Annotated in this window: 13 protein-coding genes; 7 read left to right on the top strand and 6 right to left on the bottom strand. The window is 43.2% G+C overall.

Annotated features, from left to right (window positions below):
- Positions 1-48 precede the first annotated feature (48 nt).
- Positions 49-1,119, top strand: a complete 1,071-nt coding sequence (locus tag V7K31_RS22150) for an LOG family protein (protein ID WP_335096861.1) — start codon at positions 49-51, stop codon at positions 1,117-1,119.
- Between the two features lie 697 nt (positions 1,120-1,816).
- Complete coding sequence (locus V7K31_RS22145; RefSeq protein ID WP_335096860.1) at positions 1,817-2,788, top strand: YegS/Rv2252/BmrU family lipid kinase; 972 nt, start codon at positions 1,817-1,819, stop codon at positions 2,786-2,788.
- Here V7K31_RS22145 and V7K31_RS22140 read toward each other — a convergent pair.
- On the bottom strand, positions 2,735-2,875 hold the full coding sequence (locus V7K31_RS22140) for a histidine kinase (protein WP_335096859.1): 141 nt from the start codon (positions 2,873-2,875) through the stop codon (positions 2,735-2,737). The two genes, V7K31_RS22145 and V7K31_RS22140, sit on opposite strands and share 54 nt — an antisense overlap.
- A 62-nt stretch (positions 2,876-2,937) precedes the next feature.
- Here V7K31_RS22140 and V7K31_RS22135 point away from each other — a divergent pair, with 62 nt between their 5' ends.
- Complete coding sequence (locus V7K31_RS22135; protein ID WP_335096858.1) at positions 2,938-4,500, top strand: metallophosphoesterase family protein; 1,563 nt, start codon at positions 2,938-2,940, stop codon at positions 4,498-4,500.
- A 58-nt stretch (positions 4,501-4,558) separates the two neighbouring features.
- Positions 4,559-5,614, top strand: coding sequence for a M28 family peptidase (locus tag V7K31_RS22130; protein WP_335096857.1), 1,056 nt, complete (start codon positions 4,559-4,561; stop codon positions 5,612-5,614).
- A 174-nt stretch (positions 5,615-5,788) separates the two neighbouring features.
- Here the strand turns inward: V7K31_RS22130 and V7K31_RS22125 are convergent, their stop codons facing one another.
- Positions 5,789-6,232, bottom strand: a complete 444-nt coding sequence (locus V7K31_RS22125; protein WP_335096856.1) for a hypothetical protein — start codon at positions 6,230-6,232, stop codon at positions 5,789-5,791.
- A gap of 510 nt (positions 6,233-6,742) precedes the next feature.
- Between V7K31_RS22125 and V7K31_RS22120 the strand changes: the two genes are divergently transcribed.
- From V7K31_RS22120 to V7K31_RS22110, 3 genes are all read left to right on the top strand, one after another.
- Positions 6,743-8,389 (top strand): alpha/beta hydrolase, encoded by a 1,647-nt coding sequence (locus tag V7K31_RS22120; protein ID WP_335096855.1) that lies wholly within the window; start codon positions 6,743-6,745, stop codon positions 8,387-8,389.
- Between the two features lie 619 nt (positions 8,390-9,008).
- A complete protein-coding gene (thrC, locus tag V7K31_RS22115) occupies positions 9,009-10,313 on the top strand; it encodes a threonine synthase (protein WP_334943213.1) in 1,305 nt (434 codons plus the stop codon).
- An 83-nt stretch (positions 10,314-10,396) separates the two neighbouring features.
- Positions 10,397-10,672 (top strand): ubiquitin-like small modifier protein 1, encoded by a 276-nt coding sequence (locus V7K31_RS22110; protein WP_334943211.1) that lies wholly within the window; start codon positions 10,397-10,399, stop codon positions 10,670-10,672.
- A 629-nt stretch (positions 10,673-11,301) separates the two neighbouring features.
- On the opposite strand, the gene V7K31_RS22105 is transcribed toward V7K31_RS22110, so the two are convergent.
- The 4 genes from V7K31_RS22105 to V7K31_RS22090 form a co-directional block, all read right to left on the bottom strand.
- Positions 11,302-13,380: a glycoside hydrolase family 10 protein gene (locus V7K31_RS22105; protein ID WP_335096854.1), complete on the bottom strand. Its 2,079-nt coding sequence runs from the start codon at positions 13,378-13,380 to the stop codon at positions 11,302-11,304.
- Positions 13,381-13,697: 317 nt separating this feature from the next.
- Positions 13,698-14,261 (bottom strand): HdeD family acid-resistance protein, encoded by a 564-nt coding sequence (locus tag V7K31_RS22100; RefSeq protein WP_335096853.1) that lies wholly within the window; start codon positions 14,259-14,261, stop codon positions 13,698-13,700.
- A 185-nt stretch (positions 14,262-14,446) separates the two neighbouring features.
- Positions 14,447-14,998 (bottom strand): alpha/beta hydrolase, encoded by a 552-nt coding sequence (locus V7K31_RS22095; RefSeq protein WP_335096852.1) that lies wholly within the window; start codon positions 14,996-14,998, stop codon positions 14,447-14,449.
- A gap of 330 nt (positions 14,999-15,328) precedes the next feature.
- A partial coding sequence (locus V7K31_RS22090) for a hypothetical protein (protein WP_335096851.1) occupies positions 15,329-15,643 on the bottom strand: 315 nt, incomplete at its 5' end.

Here is a 15,643-nt window from a genome sequence, read left to right as displayed (position 1 = left end):
GTGTGAGTCGTTCACGTAAAATATAGTGCCATTGTTGCAGCAGTTCTCATGACCTCATCTGCGTCGTTTGACACATTAGAGTCTTTACAGGCGGATATCGCGGAATTGATCGCTCGTTTACCGACATTAAAAAATCGGCAATTTATTCAGCAAGCACTTGCTACTATTATTCGTCTAGCTGATACCGAAATTGAGCGTCTCGATTGGAAAATCTTGTCGGCTGCATTAGCAGATATGGAGCGCGGTTTCCAGCTTTTTTATGATTATCGACACGTTCGGAAAGTCACCATCTTCGGTTCTGCTCGTCTAGCTACAGATACACCAGAATACCAAATGGCCGTTGAGTTTGCTCGCGCTGTTTCTCAATTAGGATTTATGGTGATGACGGGCGGTGGCGGTGGAATTATGCAGGCGGGTCACGAAGGTGCTGGGCGAGAAAATTCCTTTGGATTAAACATTCAGTTACCCTTTGAACAGCAAGCAAACCCGTTTATAGAGGGTGATCCTAAGCTAATTAACTTCAAATATTTCTTTACCCGCAAGCTGTTTCTCCTCAAAGAAAGTGATGCTGTAGCCTTGTTTCCGGGAGGTTTTGGCACTCAAGATGAAGCTTTTGAATGTATGACATTAACCCAAAATGGTAAATTTGGCCCAGTACCTCTAGTTTTAATCGATCGCCCTGGTGGTGATTACTGGCGGTCTTGGAGCGAATATATTGATAAGCAATTAGTGCAAAATGGTCTTGTAAGTCCTGAAGACCCCAGCCTTTACACGGTGACAGACAACTTGGATGTGGCTTGCAACGCTATCACCCGTTTTTACCAGGTTTATCATTCCTGTCGATATGTAGGCAATAAGTTAGTCATCCGCCTGAAGACAGATATATCAGACGCTCTTGTAGAGAAACTCAATGTTGATTTCAGCGACATTATTATTCAAGGAAGGATTGAAAAAAGTCAGGCATTACCTCAAGAAGCACAAGATGAAACTGTTGAACTACCCCGCCTGATTTTGTACTTCAATCAACGCGACTTGGGGCGCTTGTATCAGATGATTGCCATAATTAACCAGATGTGTACTCCTTCACCAGAGGATGCAGCACATCCAGAAAGAAAGTAGATATAAAAAAGGGAAGGGGGAGAATTTTGAATTACTTTCCTTTCCTTGCATCAAGGTTATAAAATGTAAGAATTCAGGAGTCAGAATTCAGAACTCAGAATAGTTAAAGAATCAGACAAAAATTTAATGAATGAATATCCAAATCATACTAAACTCATTATCGATTCTGACTTCTGACTCCTGGGTGGTGAATTCTTACTATAAAATAATACGCTTGGTATAAGGCTTAGAAATAAGAATTAAATAACATACAATTTATGTCCTTGGCTTACCTCACCCTCAATCCCTCTCCTTATAAAGGAGAGGGAAGCTAGAGAATAAAGGAGAGGGATCGTGAGACAGGATGAAGTTTTGCATTTTATTTAATCCACGTTCCTTAACTCTTTGTCTTTTTAAACTAAGCGCATCTCGCCTAAATTAGGCGTTGTGCCTGCTATTGTCATGCTAGGGGCATCTAAACTGCTGAGAGTTAGCATACTTGCCAAAACTAGTAATAATTGACGCATGGTAAAATTTTTATTGTTTAAGTATTGGACAAAAAATACCAAAATAGGCGTCAGCATTAGGATGTTCCGAGGCCGAAGACTTCTAAACTTCTGACAAAAGCTAAACCAGCCGTTAGAAGGAAGTCAAAATTTTCCAAGAATGCTAAAAAGAATTTAGTATTTTAGTGATCTAAGTTTAGCTTTTATATTTTATGAATCGTTCCGCCTGCCTCATTTTCAATCCAGTTGCTGGTCAGGGTGATCCAGACCTAGAACTGGCAGAAATTCGGGGAATATTAGAGCCAGATATTGACCTAGATATTTATCTGACAACTGAAGAAATCGATGCTGACGATCTGGCATATGCAGCAGTAGCAAGGGGGGTAGATGTAATCATTGCTTCGGGGGGAGATGGCACTCTCTCGGCGGCGGCGGCGGCTGTAGTGGGTACTGAGATTCCATTTGGGATCATTTCTAGAGGAACAGCAAACGCTTTTGCCACAGCTTTAGGAATCCCTGACACGATCGCATCGGCATGTCAGACAATTTTACAGGGAGGAATCCGCAGTGTAGATGTAGCCTATTGCAATGATCGACCAATGGTACTCTTAGCAGGTATTGGCTTTGAAGCTGAAACTGTAGAATTGGCAGACCGGGACGCGAAGAATCGCTTTGGGATGATGGCCTACGTTTTGGCAGGAATCCAGCAATTAAGAAGCTTAAAAATTTTTGATGTTGAAATTGAAACTGAAGACAAGATAATTAAAACTAGTGCCTGTGCAGTAACAGTCGCAAATGCCGCGCCTCCCACTTCCGTTTTGGCTCAGGGGCCAGCAGGTCTGATTTATGATGATGGGTTACTAGATTTAACGATTGTAGCTCCAGCTAACAAGGCAGGAGCGATCGCTGCGACATTTCATCTATTTCAAACGGCTTCTACAGGTAACGCCGTAGAACGGGATGATATTGGCTTCCTGCGAGCCAAACAATTTAAAATTACGACTAACCCACCGCAAAAGGTTGTTCTAGATGGTGAAATAGTGGGCACAACACCAGTAGAAATTAAGTGTGTTCCAGCAGGCTTGAGAATTTTTGTGCCATTAGTAGAAGAAGTTGAGCCTACCGAAAAACTAGAGGGACTCCCTAATTTGACTATTGAGATGAAAGACACAATAGAGGAGTGAGGGCATTGGGCATTGGGCATTGGGCATTGGGCATTCATTGGGCATTGGGCATTGGGCATTGGGCATTGGGCATGGGGCATGGGGCATTATTGGTTATTTCCCCCCCAGCTCCCTGCTCCCTGCAATTCAAGATTCAGGAGTAGGTTGCATTGAAACTTGTATCTGATCCAGCGATCGCTGACAAAATTCGTAAAATGAATCAGAGGGTACGGTGGCAAGATCCGTTAATTGTGGAACGGGACATCGACCAAACTCGGCTGGTGTTGGCGGATGGTCAAACAGACAATTGTGAGTTCTCATTTTTAGTTGTCGGTGATAGTGGTTCCGGCAAGCACCGGGGACACAATCCCCAGCGACAGGTGGCTGAACTCATGCTGCCTCATCACAACGAATCCCGTTTTATGCTGCATACCGGGGATGTGATCTATTTAGTGGGGTCGAGTGAATACTACCACCAGAACTTCATCCAGCCTTACCGAGAGTTTATCTTGGGCGGAGAACATCCCAAAAAGATTGCCTATGACCAGATGGTTTTTAAGCTGCCCATTCTACCAGTACCGGGAAATCACGATTACTATAACTTGCCGATTTTATTGAGCTTGGCGTCCCTAACAACATTACCCATTCGTCGCCTGTTGCGATCGCGGTTAGACTTAGATGTGGGTTTGCATGGCTCAGGAACTGGTGACGCTTACGCACGGGCATTTCTGGACTATCTGAAGGCGTTTCAGCTTCCAGGAGAGTTAAATCATCATTTAGATCACTACTACACAGCCAAGACAGATACAGGTCGTTGTCTTTCCTATGAACCTGGGCATTTCACCCGCCTTCCCAATCGCTACTACACTTTTCGCTATGGCGGGATTGATTTCTTTGCCTTGGACTCTAATACATTTAACGATCCACCACCCCTGCCTAAAACAAAAGAAGGTGATGCCGATCGCAAAGTCTTAGAAAAACAGCGTGAAGATTTAGAGCAAGAAAAGCTGGAAATTATTGAAACCTCAGCCAAGCTTCGTCCCGAAAACCCCAGCGAAGCCGATCAATTAGACGACTTCCACGCCAAGCTATCACAAATTGAAGAAATTATTGTTGATATTGATAAGCAACTAGCCACTAATAAAACACTGCTGACTGATATTGAACAACTGGAATGGCTTAAGCAAAGATTAATTGAATCTTGGAATAATTCTGAAGTTCGAGGAAGGGTGATTTATTTCCATCATCCTCCCTATGTAACTGAAGCGACAAAGTGGCAACAAGCCCAAACTCTGATCATTCGCGATCGCCTCCGTGGTGTGTTGGATGCGGTAGCTAAACAAATAGGTTCCCTAAATGAGGGGCGTCCTTTGGTCGATTTGGTATTAAACGGTCACGCGCACTGCTTGGAACACCTTGAGACAATGGATACCGGACACGCTGATTCGCATATCCACTGGATTGTTTGTGGCGGTAGCGGGTTTAGTTTGCGACGCCAGCGAATTGAGGGAGCAGATTTGATGGAGACTTTTGGAAATGAAAATAGATTAGTGGCGCGATCGCATCTCTTCATTGGTCGCAACGGTCAAGGTTTTCAGAAACGACGACCTTATTCAGGTTTACGTATTGACGTTAAAGGCGATGGACAGCCTAAGTTTATTGTCCGTCCCTTGGTTGCCGAATGGCATCAACGGCAATGGCATAATCGTGAACTTGAGCCGATAATCATCTAGAGCATCGATTCAGTAATCTGAGAGGCTCAGTAGTGGTTGTCAAAATTTTGGCAAGAGCATGAAAAAATGGATTTGGCTGATGCTGTTGGTGTTGGTGGCAGTTGCGGTGGTGGGTAGTCAGGGTAGCACGTTTTTTGAACAGCGTTCGTCACCAGCAATTGTTCAGAGCATTCCAGTGGAAACACCCGAACCACAGGCAGAGTTAAAAAAAGTTAACATTGCCCCGCAAGTGTCTACTGACAAGCTGTTAAACCATATCCAAAAATTAAATTTTCAGCGCTATACAACAACAGAGCGATCGCTGACTCGCACTTATATCACAACTGAACTGAGAAAATTAGGCTGGAAGCCCAAATTGGAAAAGTTCTCTGACGGTGTGAATATTTTTGCCGAACGCCGAGGAACTAACAAAGCCGCTAAAGCAATTCTCGTCGGAGCGCATTACGACACTGTTCTCTTATCCCCTGGTGCCGATGATAATGCCAGTGGTGTAGCTGTGGTGCTGGAAGTAGCCCGGTTGCTCGGTTCTCGTCCCACACCACGGACATTACAGCTAGCTTTTTTTGACAAGGAGGAAGCAGGACTTTTGGGTAGTCGGGCTTTCGTTAGTAAGACAACACGCTTGCAAAACTTGGGCGGAGCGATCGTTATGGATATGGTGGGTTATGCTTGTTACGCTCCTGGGTGTCAAAAATACCCTACCGGATTGCCTGTTACACCACCTAGCGACAAGGGCGACTTTTTGGCAGTAGTCGGTGATACAGAACATTTGCCTTTGCTGAATGCCTTTCAAAACTCACAAATGCTCCCTTCAACCGCCTTGAATAAACAAGAATCAAATCTGCCACCAGTCCTAACAGTACCAATTCCTTTTAAAGGTTTACTGACACCAGACACCCTACGCAGCGACCATGCACCATTTTGGTATCAAGGTGTGGGTGCTGTGCTGGTCACAGATACCGCAAATTTACGTACTCCCCACTATCATAAACCTAGCGATGTTCCAGCGACTATCGAGCGATCGTTTTTCACAGGATCAGCACAGATTGTGGTCAATACTACTACTGCCTTGTTAGAGAAAAACGAGGTTTTGAAAACTCAACCACCAAGCTGACGGAATAATTCGTAATTCGTAATTCGTAATTAAAGAACAAATCACTAATTCGGCGTGGTGGTAAGTAAGTGGGTCAAATTAAATATAAAACCTCACCCTGCCTCCGGCTTCCCTCTCCGATACTTTGGAGAGGGATTGAGGGTGAGGTTTGATCTTATATTTAATTACGCCTACCTACTTACTAATCTTTGGTTCAGGGAAAGTCAACGTCCAATTCTGTTTATCATTGACCTGAAAGTACAAACCTTGGAGAATGAGCCGCAGAGTTTTTCGAGTTCTAATAGGCTTCTTTACCAGATAAGTTCCTGCTTCAGCAAAGATATCATCAAAGTTTTTTTTATAACCAAATTGTTTTGAACAGTAACTGCCAGCACCTTGAACTGTTAACACAAAAAATGGAGCTTGTTTGTATTCATCAGGAATCATAAAAATTCCATATACATGGTGACGACCACGCCAGGGCTGAACAATAACCTTAGTAGCATATACTTGGAATTTTGGAGTTTTTGATGCGAGAAAAGTCTCGAAATTGCAATCAGAATCATTCACAGGCCACCACAGTGTAATAATACTCAGGGAGAGCAGCAAAATTAAAATATAGCGGAGTCTGCGACGCATAAAGCCAAGAAAAATTGTTGAAGCGGCTGGTAGAATTTGATGAGTAATGATAGTGCAGCTACAGCAGTAACACTATCTAGCTGCAACACGTTCTAAAGGGCAAAGACAAAACATTAAGCAGTCGGTTAAACTTTCCTGTCAAAAAAAATTGCAGTCAAGATATCAGGCTACAAAAAGTGCAGATTGTAGATGCGTAGTTTACCGCCGCAGGCATCGCTTATCCTGTTCTAGAGCTTCGTTACAGTATTAAACCTAGCTGAGAAACAATCAGGCTTTTGTGGCTGTTAACACTGATTTATGCTCAATTTTTTAGCTGTAATGAATTCTACAATTCGTTGTTTTTGTTATGCTTTGTTCCCATCAGCAGATGTTTTGAGGAGATCAGAGCGTAGGCGTAGACATCGCCATCAAGTTCAGGAAAAAATCTCCTTTGATTTCTAGGCAATTAATCGGTAGTCAAATACACAAATATCCGTTATATTCCCGTAAATAACAGTTGGTATAAAAGTTATGGGAAGCCGTTGGGGAAGTCTTAATACAGTTGCGGGTATCTTTAGCGCGATTGCACTTACACTGATCGCGCCAAATACTTCGGCCATTGCGGCTGACACAGTTGTTGTGCGTTTGGGTTTATTTACAGAATCTATCTCTCTTGCCGAGTTGCAAAAGGGTGCAAAAACTGGGGAATTGTCTGGGAGTTTGAAGTCTTACACTAAAGGATTATCTGAAGAACAACGCCGCTTCTTCTTGGGGGCGCTGGGCATGAATGTACCAATAAATGTTGTCACCGTTAATAAGTTAGTTAATACTCAAATTGGTACAAGCATTCTCAATGACTTCGCTACGGCCTTAGCCCGAAAGGACAAAGCTGGGGTACAAGCACTGAGAGCAGGATTGGTATTAGGCTCTACTGCACCGCCGGGTCTTTCTATATTGAGTTTTATCGCCGCTTACCCGAGTAAACACTTAGAAATTGATTTGCCACAGGCTTTTATAGTTGCAGGGAGCTTGAATACAGCTTTTTGGCGTACCCAGCAATTTATGCTAACCATCGCTCCCGATCTCGACCCCAAAACACCGCAAATTGCTTTCCCTTTTGATCCCAGCCAACCAGGAAACGCTCAAGTAAAAATACTCAACTTAAGCCTGAATGACGAAAAGCGTGATCGGCAAATTCCAGTTGATATTTATTGGTCAACTGCTGCAACTCTCGACAAACCCGTAATTGTCCTTTCTCACGGCTTCGCATCAGTCCGCACGGACTTGCGTTATTTAGCAGAACATTTAGCATCCCACGGTTATGTAGTAGCAGCTTTAGAGCATCCCGGTAGTAATCAGGCAAATACTAACTCAGCATTACAAGGCAAAACCAGAGTTATGAAGCCTCATGAGTTTTTGGATCGCCCTCAAGATATTAGTTTTGTCCTGGACGAATTAGAAAAGCTCAACCAAACGCCTAATCATCCGCTACAAGGGAAACTTGCAACCAGGAACGCGATGGTCATTGGCCATTCTTTTGGTGGTGGTACAGCTTTAGAAATTGCTGGAGCCGAGTTACAACTCGAACATCTCAAACAACGCTGTAAAAAGAACTTGACTAGCTTCAGTGAGGGAGAAGTTATGCAGTGCATCGCTCAAGAACTACCAGAAAATAGCTATCAACTACGGGATAGTAGAATCAAAGAGGCGATCGCTCTCAATCCGACAACTTCTCTAATGTTTGGCGAAACTGGGTTAACTAAGGTGCAAATTCCTACCCTAGTGTTAGCAAGTTCCGCAGATAAAACCACCCCAGCTTTAACTGAACAGATTATCGGATTTGACAAAATCCCATCCCCAAAATGGCTAGTTGGTATAGTTGGGGGTACTCATCTGAGTGTAAAAGACCCCAGTACCACTTTGGATCAGACAGGACAACCAAATACACCGATTAGTGGCGGTGAAGTTGTGGGTGAACAAGCAGCAGATGTTCGCAAGTATGTTAAAGCTATAGCTTTGGCTTTTGCTGCACAGATGACTCCAGAAGCTAAAAACTACGCTATCTTTCTGACATCAGATTATGCCCAGTTTGCTTCGACTGCGGCATTTCCATTTCGCCTAATTACGCAGATTCCTCCTGATGCTAGGGCTGTGGTGAAAGAATTTGTTGAAAAATAAGCGTCCTAACGCACCCTACATATACTTAGATTTTTTCAAGAACAATTTACGATTCCTATATAGGACTCCTATTTGATTTTTGAACAAAATTTAGGTATGTAGGGTGTGTTAGAACGAAGTTCGTAACGCACCATTATCAAGGGTGTCGTACTCTCCGTGCTAACACACCCTACGTATCTGTATCTTTTCAGAAATCAAACCGGATTCTTATATTATTTCTTAGTGTTAAAACTGAGTACTTGAAGCTATTGCCTTGTTTTAACGTGAGTCTCCCAATACGGTTCGGTTAACGTGTTTGTCTCTCGAAGATCCCCCCAACCCCCCGATAAATTGGGGGGCTTTTTCTAATCTTTACCCCCTTAAAAAGGGGGTCGCCGCAGGCGGGGGGATCTTATCCGAACCGTATTGGCGAGTCTCCAAGGGAGGCGCACGTTGTTTTATTCAGAGAAAATAAAAGTATAAATACTAGATGTAGGTATTACTGATATTAAAGTTTACAATAATCATTTCTCTCAATACTAAACATACCCGATAAAAATTGTCGGGTATGTTTGACGGGTATTTTTGCTCGTGTTAGTATTCAGTCAACAGCGACAGACAAACTTATTAAAGCTAGTTTATGACTCAGGCAATCACAACCCAAACCAAAGCCAGCACTGCCTACTTTCAAGCCTTGAAATGTAAGGAATGTGGTGCAGAATATGAACTCAAAGCCACTAATGTTTGTGAGTTATGTTTTGGTCCGTTAGAAGTCAAGTATGACTACAACGCCCTACGTCTGACTGTCACTCGTGAAACAATTCAAGCCGGTCCCAATTCAATTTGGCGCTACCGTCCCTTTTTACCTGTTGCAACTGACAATGTTATAGATGTGGGAACTGGTATGACTCCCTTGGTTCGTTCCCACCGTCTTGCCCGTCGCCTGGGTCTAAATAAGCTTTATATAAAAAATGATGCCGTTAATATGCCCACCCTTAGCTTTAAGGATCGGGTAGTGTCAGTTGCCCTCTCTAGAGCGCGGGAGTTGGGTTTCACTACTGTTTCTTGCGCTAGCACTGGTAACTTAGCAAATTCTACAGCTGCGATCGCAGCTCATGCCGGTTTAGACTGCTGTGTGTTCATCCCCGCAGATTTAGAAGCCGGTAAAATTATCGGTAGCTTGATTTATAGTCCCACCCTGATGGCCGTAAAGGGCAACTACGATCAAGTAAATCGTCTCTGTTCGGAAGTTGCTAATACATACGGCTGGGGTTTTGTCAATATTAATCTGCGTCCTTATTACTCTGAAGGTTCTAAGACGCTAGGCTTTGAAGTTGCGGAACAACTAGGCTGGGAACTACCTGACCATATCGTTGCTCCTTTGGCTTCGGGTTCACTATTTACCAAAATTTACAAAGGTTTTCAAGAATTTGTCGAAGTTGGTTTGGTAGAAGGCAAGAGTGTTCGTTTCAGTGGCGCTCAAGCTGAAGGTTGTTCACCCATCGCCCAAGCCTTCAAAGAAGGACGCGACTTTATTAAGCCAGTGAAACCGAATACAATTGCGAAATCGCTGGCGATCGGCAACCCAGCAGACGGCATTTATGCTGTAGAGTTAGCCCAGAAAACTGGTGGTAACATTGAGTCAGTCAATGATGCAGAAATTATTGATGGCATCAAGCTGCTGGCAGAAACTGAAGGTATCTTCACAGAAACGGCTGGTGGTACAACCGTTGCCGTGCTGAAAAAATTGGTAGAAGCTGGCAAAATTGATCCAGATGAAACTACCGTGATTTACATCACTGGCAATGGTCTGAAAACCCAAGAAGCAATCCAAGGCTACGTTGGCGAACCTTTGACAATTGATGCTAAACTAGATAGTTTTGAACGGGCCTTAGAGCGATCGCGTACTCTCGAACGCTTGGAATGGCAACAAGTCCTCGTTTAGTTATTTGTCATCAGTCATTTGTCCTTTGTTCTTACAAAAGACAAATGCAAATCCCCACTTTTCCCTCCTAAATTGCTACTTATATGGCTGTAAAAGTTTTAGTTCCTACGACTCTTCAGAGTTTTACTAATAATCAACCTATTCTAGAATCCAACGGTAGCACCATTGCTGAATTGTTGGAATCCTTAGAACAAAGCTTTCCTGGTATTAAATCCCGGTTGTGCGATGAAGAAGGCAAGTTACGTCGGTTTGTAAATTTTTACGTCGATAGCGAAGATATCCGCCATTTAGATGGTATTAATACACCTCTGAAAGATGGCGATGAAGTAAGTATTGTGCCAGCTGTCGCCGGTGGTTAGGAATAAGAATTAAATAACATACAATTTATGTCCCTGGCTTACCTCACTCTCAATCCCTTTCCGATATATTGGAGAGGGATCGTGAGACAGGGTGGAGTTTTGCGTTTTACCTTAATAGAGAAAATACCAAATAAAGTAGAATCCTGACTAGACAAACCTTTGCAAGATTGCTTTTAGCCAGGGGATGAAAGCTAACTGTCTGATAAATCAGACATTTCTGGGGAGCATGTCAACTTTGTTAGAACAAAAGAACTAACACAGGCTCTAAAGCTGGGCGTTAAGATAAGCACAGGATGCTTGAGGACTTGAGAGACATTCGATTCATCCCATTGTGCGCCAGAGATTTTTAATCGCCCATCTATCTGTTGGTTTGATAATAATCGCTACGTTCCTTGGGGTGGACGAGAATACATATACACGAGCAATTTCCAGATTCTATTTGCAAACTAAACTGGTAGTTGGCAAATTTTGGTGAAGATGGAGAGAAATGGCATGAGCGGATTGTCAAAAGGTCAACTCTAAAGCTCATGCCAGCAAGAATAGTTATCTCAGTACCCATAGCTACAGGTGTACTGTTTTAACCCAGATGAGTTACAGAGATATCTAGAAGTGAGAAATCCGGGTTTGATTCAACTCACTGTAATAACTGTTCCCACGCTCTCATTCGCCAATCTATCTACCGCACATACGGCATAGGTTCCCGCTAGTTGGACAGTAGCGAAGGTTGTGCCAGCAGACAAAATTCGCCCAATTGTCCAAGTATCACCACTCTGACGATAAAGTGTCCAAGAACGAACTGGCTGATTATCTCCGGGCTGCCAACTCAGTTTGCGATTATTAACTTGTAGTCCAATGGGTGGAGGGAGTGGTGTTGTATCGTGCCAAGACAAAGTTGGCGGTAGCGCAGGTTTGTTATAAAGCAAACTTTGGAATTTATCAGCAATCCCCTGACTATTTTCCCTCAAAACACTGAGATTAAAGAAGATATTCCCTAGTGACAACTGTCCAGCTTGGCTACGACTAATTTTCACCTGCTTTTCAATCTCATCACTCTCCCGACTCTTGTTGCTAGGTTCTGTGAGATTGTTCCCAGCATAAACGTGTCTTTGCTTTGTATTTACCTGTGTCCACCACTTTAGCAACGCCGAATAACTTTGTTGGGTTTGATCTGTACGCCAGTAAAGTTGAGGAGCAATATAATCAATCCAGCCTTGTTCTAACCATTTCTTCGAGTCAGCATACAGCACGTTGTAAGCATCCAACCCAGTAATACCAGCAGGTTGTCCGGGGCGATAAATCCCAAAGGGACTAATACCAAATTTAACGTCGGGTTTGGTTGTTTTAATTCCCTGCCAAAGGCGCTGTACCATTTTGTTAACATTGTCGCGTCGCCAGTCGCCAAGGCTGAGTGTACCACCAACTGCTTTATATGCAGCATAAGTTTTCTCATCGGGGAAAGACTGTCCCTCGATGGGATATGGATAGAAATAATCATCTAAGTGAATGCCATCAACATCGTAGCGCTTCACTACGTCGATAATTACGTTGTAAGCTCTGTCCTGAACTATTTTCAGTCCTGGGTCCATCCAGCGTTGAGTTTTCCACAAATAAACGCTTTCTGGATTGGTAGCTGCTATGTGGGGACGGACACTTTTGGCTGGGTCGGTGGAAGTGCTGGCGCGGTAGGGGTTAAACCAAGCATGAAGTTCAATATTGCGCTTGTGACATTCTGCGATCGCAAACGCTAAAGGATCATAAAATGGTTCTGGTGCTTCACCCTGAGTTCCTGTAATCCAAGCACTCCAAGGCTCTAATTTGGATTCATATAAAGCGTCTCCCTCCGGTCGCACCTGAAACATCAGGGCATTGAAGTTAAGCGCTTGTAATTTAGTAATAATCTCGCTGAGTTCAGCTTTTTGTTGGGCAACAGAAAGCCCCGCTTTGGAAGGCCAATCACCATTCCACACAGATACTACCCATACTCCCCGGAACTCCCGGCTATGATTTACCCTAACACTACCGACAGGTGTGGGTGTGGGTGTGGGTGTGGGTGTTGGTGTTGGTATGGGCGTGGGTGTTGGTGTTGCTATCGGTATTGGCGGCTGCACGAGGTAACTAGAAGCAATTTTTTCTGCCTGACCTAAATACACCAAAGCTTGATAAATAATCACTGCCACATCTGCACGGGTGGCGGCGAGATTGGGATTGAGTAATTTCACATTTGGGAAACTAACTATCAATCCAGCCCTAGTAGCAATAGCTATGTGATTTCTACCATACCCAGGAATCTGAATAGAATCTTGATAAATTTGTGGGAGTACTGAGAGGAGATCAGGTTTAACCTTAGTGGCAATTTCTAAACCTGCTACCAAGGAAACTAAGACTTCTACTCTAGTAATGCGGTTAGCAGAACGGAAGGTATTATCACCAAATCCGCTAATAAATGCTTTTTCGTAAGCTGCTTGAATCGCCGCTACTGCCCAATAATTAGTGGGTACATCAACAAAGGGGACATACTGTCGCTTCTGGGAAACTGTGGGAAATGCCTTAGCAATTATGGCGGCAAACTCAGCGCGGGTGAGTGAGTTATCGGGGCGATAAGTCTCATTCGGCAATCCACTGATAATACCACGTTGGGCTAAGGCTGTAATAAATAAACGTGCCCAATGGTTTTTAACATCCGAGAAGGGAGGAGTAATAGATACCATTGATGAAAAGCAGCTAGCTGGCCTTAATTTTGATTTCCTTAGTGTAATTTAGCAATATATATTCACAGCGATCGCTACTGCAATGTCTTGTAAACTTTCACTCTCGAAGTTTGGGCATGGGGCATTGGGCATTGGGCATTGGGCATGGGGCATGGGGCACTAATAATTGCTATTTCCTATTCCCCATCTACTAAGGAACGTGGATTAAATAAAATGCAAAACTTCATCCTGTCTCCAGCTTCCCTCTCCAATATATCGGAGAGGGATTGAGGGTGAGGTAACCCTGGGACATAATATATGTTATTTAATTCTTATTCCTAAGCAGTTTGGTCAGAAGGATTCAAGGTAGAACGCGCGTTCAATGAGAACATGACGCGTGAAACGCCAGTGAAAATAATGCTGATACCAACTAGTGTCCCAAGCAACCAGGGCGCATTGAAAGGCCACTGAAACCAAATCATTGCACCTAAGACCAGGGTAATAATGCCATCACTTAGTATCCACGTCCAGTTCTGTTGCGGACGTAACTGGAATGCCAGAATTAACTCAAAAGTGCCTTCAGTCAGTAAAAAAGTGCCAAGCAGCAGAGTCAGTGTGAGAACACCCGTATAAGGGTAAACAAACAGCATTATACCAGTTGCAATATAGAGTCCGCTCAAGAGAAGTTTCCAAATAAAACCGCCGCGATCGCGGGTTTGAGTGGCATAAACTAGTTTTGTAAATCCGGCGAAAATCAAAATTGCTGCAATCCAAGTTTCGGCGAATAAGGTAGTGAAATTAGGCGCTGCGATCGCAATAACACCCAAAATACTCAGGAGAACACCAGTTATCAGCGACCCATTAACATTCTTCTTAATATCTCTAGAAACATCGGTTGTCATAAAAATCTTTTCCCTATTCTTAAACTCAACTCTACATTTAGATTAGAGAATTTCTAAGTAACAAGGTATGAACCCTAAGATAGACTCATCAGTATTGACTTAATCCTGCTCATGGCTTAAATTTATGACTATTGAGACACTAAACCAATCATCTGATCATAACTGTATTGTCTCTAACCTAGCCCTCATAAGAGTTCTGCAAGATTGCTTAGGCGTTGATAAACAGCGATGAGGCGATCGCCTTCAAGTTCAACAGAAGTATTTGGATAATTCTGAATCGCTCCAAGCAGTGTAACTTCACCTTTTTGTTTAATCGATGCACTTAAAGCGCTTCGCAAAGCCTGCTGATCTAATTGTCCTACGGGAGGGTGAACTACTTCACCAATTTGATCAACCAAAATCGGCCCTGCCCAGCTAGACAGTAAATTATTTAAAAAGGCGGGATCAGCTTTTATGGGGGCTTTCAGTGCCTTACGAGCTAGTGCGGGGTCTTGTTGGGCTGCCTGCAAATAAGCTCTTAATGTCGGGGTAGTCTTACCAGTTTCTGTAAACTGGCTTAATTCTTGAACAGATATTTGCCCCTGAAAAGTACCATACTTTAAAACAACTTGCTCGGCAGCATTGGCATTAGTACTTGAGAATAGAACAATAGTGCTTACGCCTAAAGCTACTGTTTGAGTGAGTAACTTAGTAAATTTCCGATTGTTTAATCGATTGAAAAGTTGAGAAATCAGCATTTTGTCTAACTTTATAATGGTGCAAAACGTACATAGGCGTTTTTGCCTATGTCTTAGGAATGTGAATTACCAAATATGGTTTTTAACCTCACCCCGCCTTTGACTTTTGTCAAAGTCTCCCCTCTCCTTAGTAACCTGGATTAAATAAGATGCAAAACTTCATCCTATCTCTAGCTTCCCTCTCCTTTATAAGGAGAGGGATTGAGGGTGAGGTAAGCCAAGGACATAATTTGTATGTTATTTAATTCTTATTCCTTAGTAAGGCTACGGTGTACATACAAGTCTTTGGTGACGCAATTTACGGTTAATTATCATAGCTACTGACATACCTCACCCTGGTTTTACTACGTAAAACCAGTCCCTCTCCTTAGTAAGGAGAGGGATTAAAGATAGGACTCTTTGAGGTTTTAGTGGATTTTTGGATAATCGGATAACTTGTGTGTACACCGTAGCCTTGCTTGTGGGGGGTTGGGGGTGGGGTTCTTCGCTAGACAACAAATCGTTGAGAACGGACTTGTGTTCTGAACCAAAAGACTTGTGTTCTGAACCGAAAGACTTGTGTTGTGAACCAAAAGACTTGTGTTGTGAACCAAAAGACTTGTGTTGTGAACCAAAAGACTTGTGTTGTGAACCAAAAGACTTGTG

Source organism: Nostoc sp. (assembly GCF_036917675.1).
Classification (GTDB): Bacteria; Cyanobacteriota; Cyanobacteriia; order Cyanobacteriales; family Nostocaceae; genus Nostoc.
Note: the sequence above shows the minus strand (reverse complement) of the source record. Positions and strands in the feature narration are given on the sequence as shown.

What these genes read in the sequence shown, in the direction of transcription:
- V7K31_RS22140 (WP_335096859.1), bottom strand. Translation starts at nt 2,875, where the DNA reads ATGCCCCATGCCCCATGCCCAATGCCCAATGCCCAATGCCCAATGCCC.
- V7K31_RS22100 (WP_335096853.1), bottom strand. Translation starts at nt 14,261, where the DNA reads ATGACAACCGATGTTTCTAGAGATATTAAGAAGAATGTTAATGGGTCG.
- V7K31_RS22145 (WP_335096860.1), top strand. Translation starts at nt 1,817, where the DNA reads ATGAATCGTTCCGCCTGCCTCATTTTCAATCCAGTTGCTGGTCAGGGT.
- V7K31_RS22125 (WP_335096856.1), bottom strand. Translation starts at nt 6,232, where the DNA reads ATGCGTCGCAGACTCCGCTATATTTTAATTTTGCTGCTCTCCCTGAGT.
- V7K31_RS22130 (WP_335096857.1), top strand. Translation starts at nt 4,559, where the DNA reads ATGAAAAAATGGATTTGGCTGATGCTGTTGGTGTTGGTGGCAGTTGCG.
- V7K31_RS22095 (WP_335096852.1), bottom strand. Translation starts at nt 14,998, where the DNA reads ATGCTGATTTCTCAACTTTTCAATCGATTAAACAATCGGAAATTTACT.
- V7K31_RS22120 (WP_335096855.1), top strand. Translation starts at nt 6,743, where the DNA reads ATGGGAAGCCGTTGGGGAAGTCTTAATACAGTTGCGGGTATCTTTAGC.
- V7K31_RS22110 (WP_334943211.1), top strand. Translation starts at nt 10,397, where the DNA reads ATGGCTGTAAAAGTTTTAGTTCCTACGACTCTTCAGAGTTTTACTAAT.
- V7K31_RS22105 (WP_335096854.1), bottom strand. Translation starts at nt 13,380, where the DNA reads ATGGTATCTATTACTCCTCCCTTCTCGGATGTTAAAAACCATTGGGCA.
- V7K31_RS22150 (WP_335096861.1), top strand. Translation starts at nt 49, where the DNA reads ATGACCTCATCTGCGTCGTTTGACACATTAGAGTCTTTACAGGCGGAT.
- thrC (WP_334943213.1), top strand. Translation starts at nt 9,009, where the DNA reads ATGACTCAGGCAATCACAACCCAAACCAAAGCCAGCACTGCCTACTTT.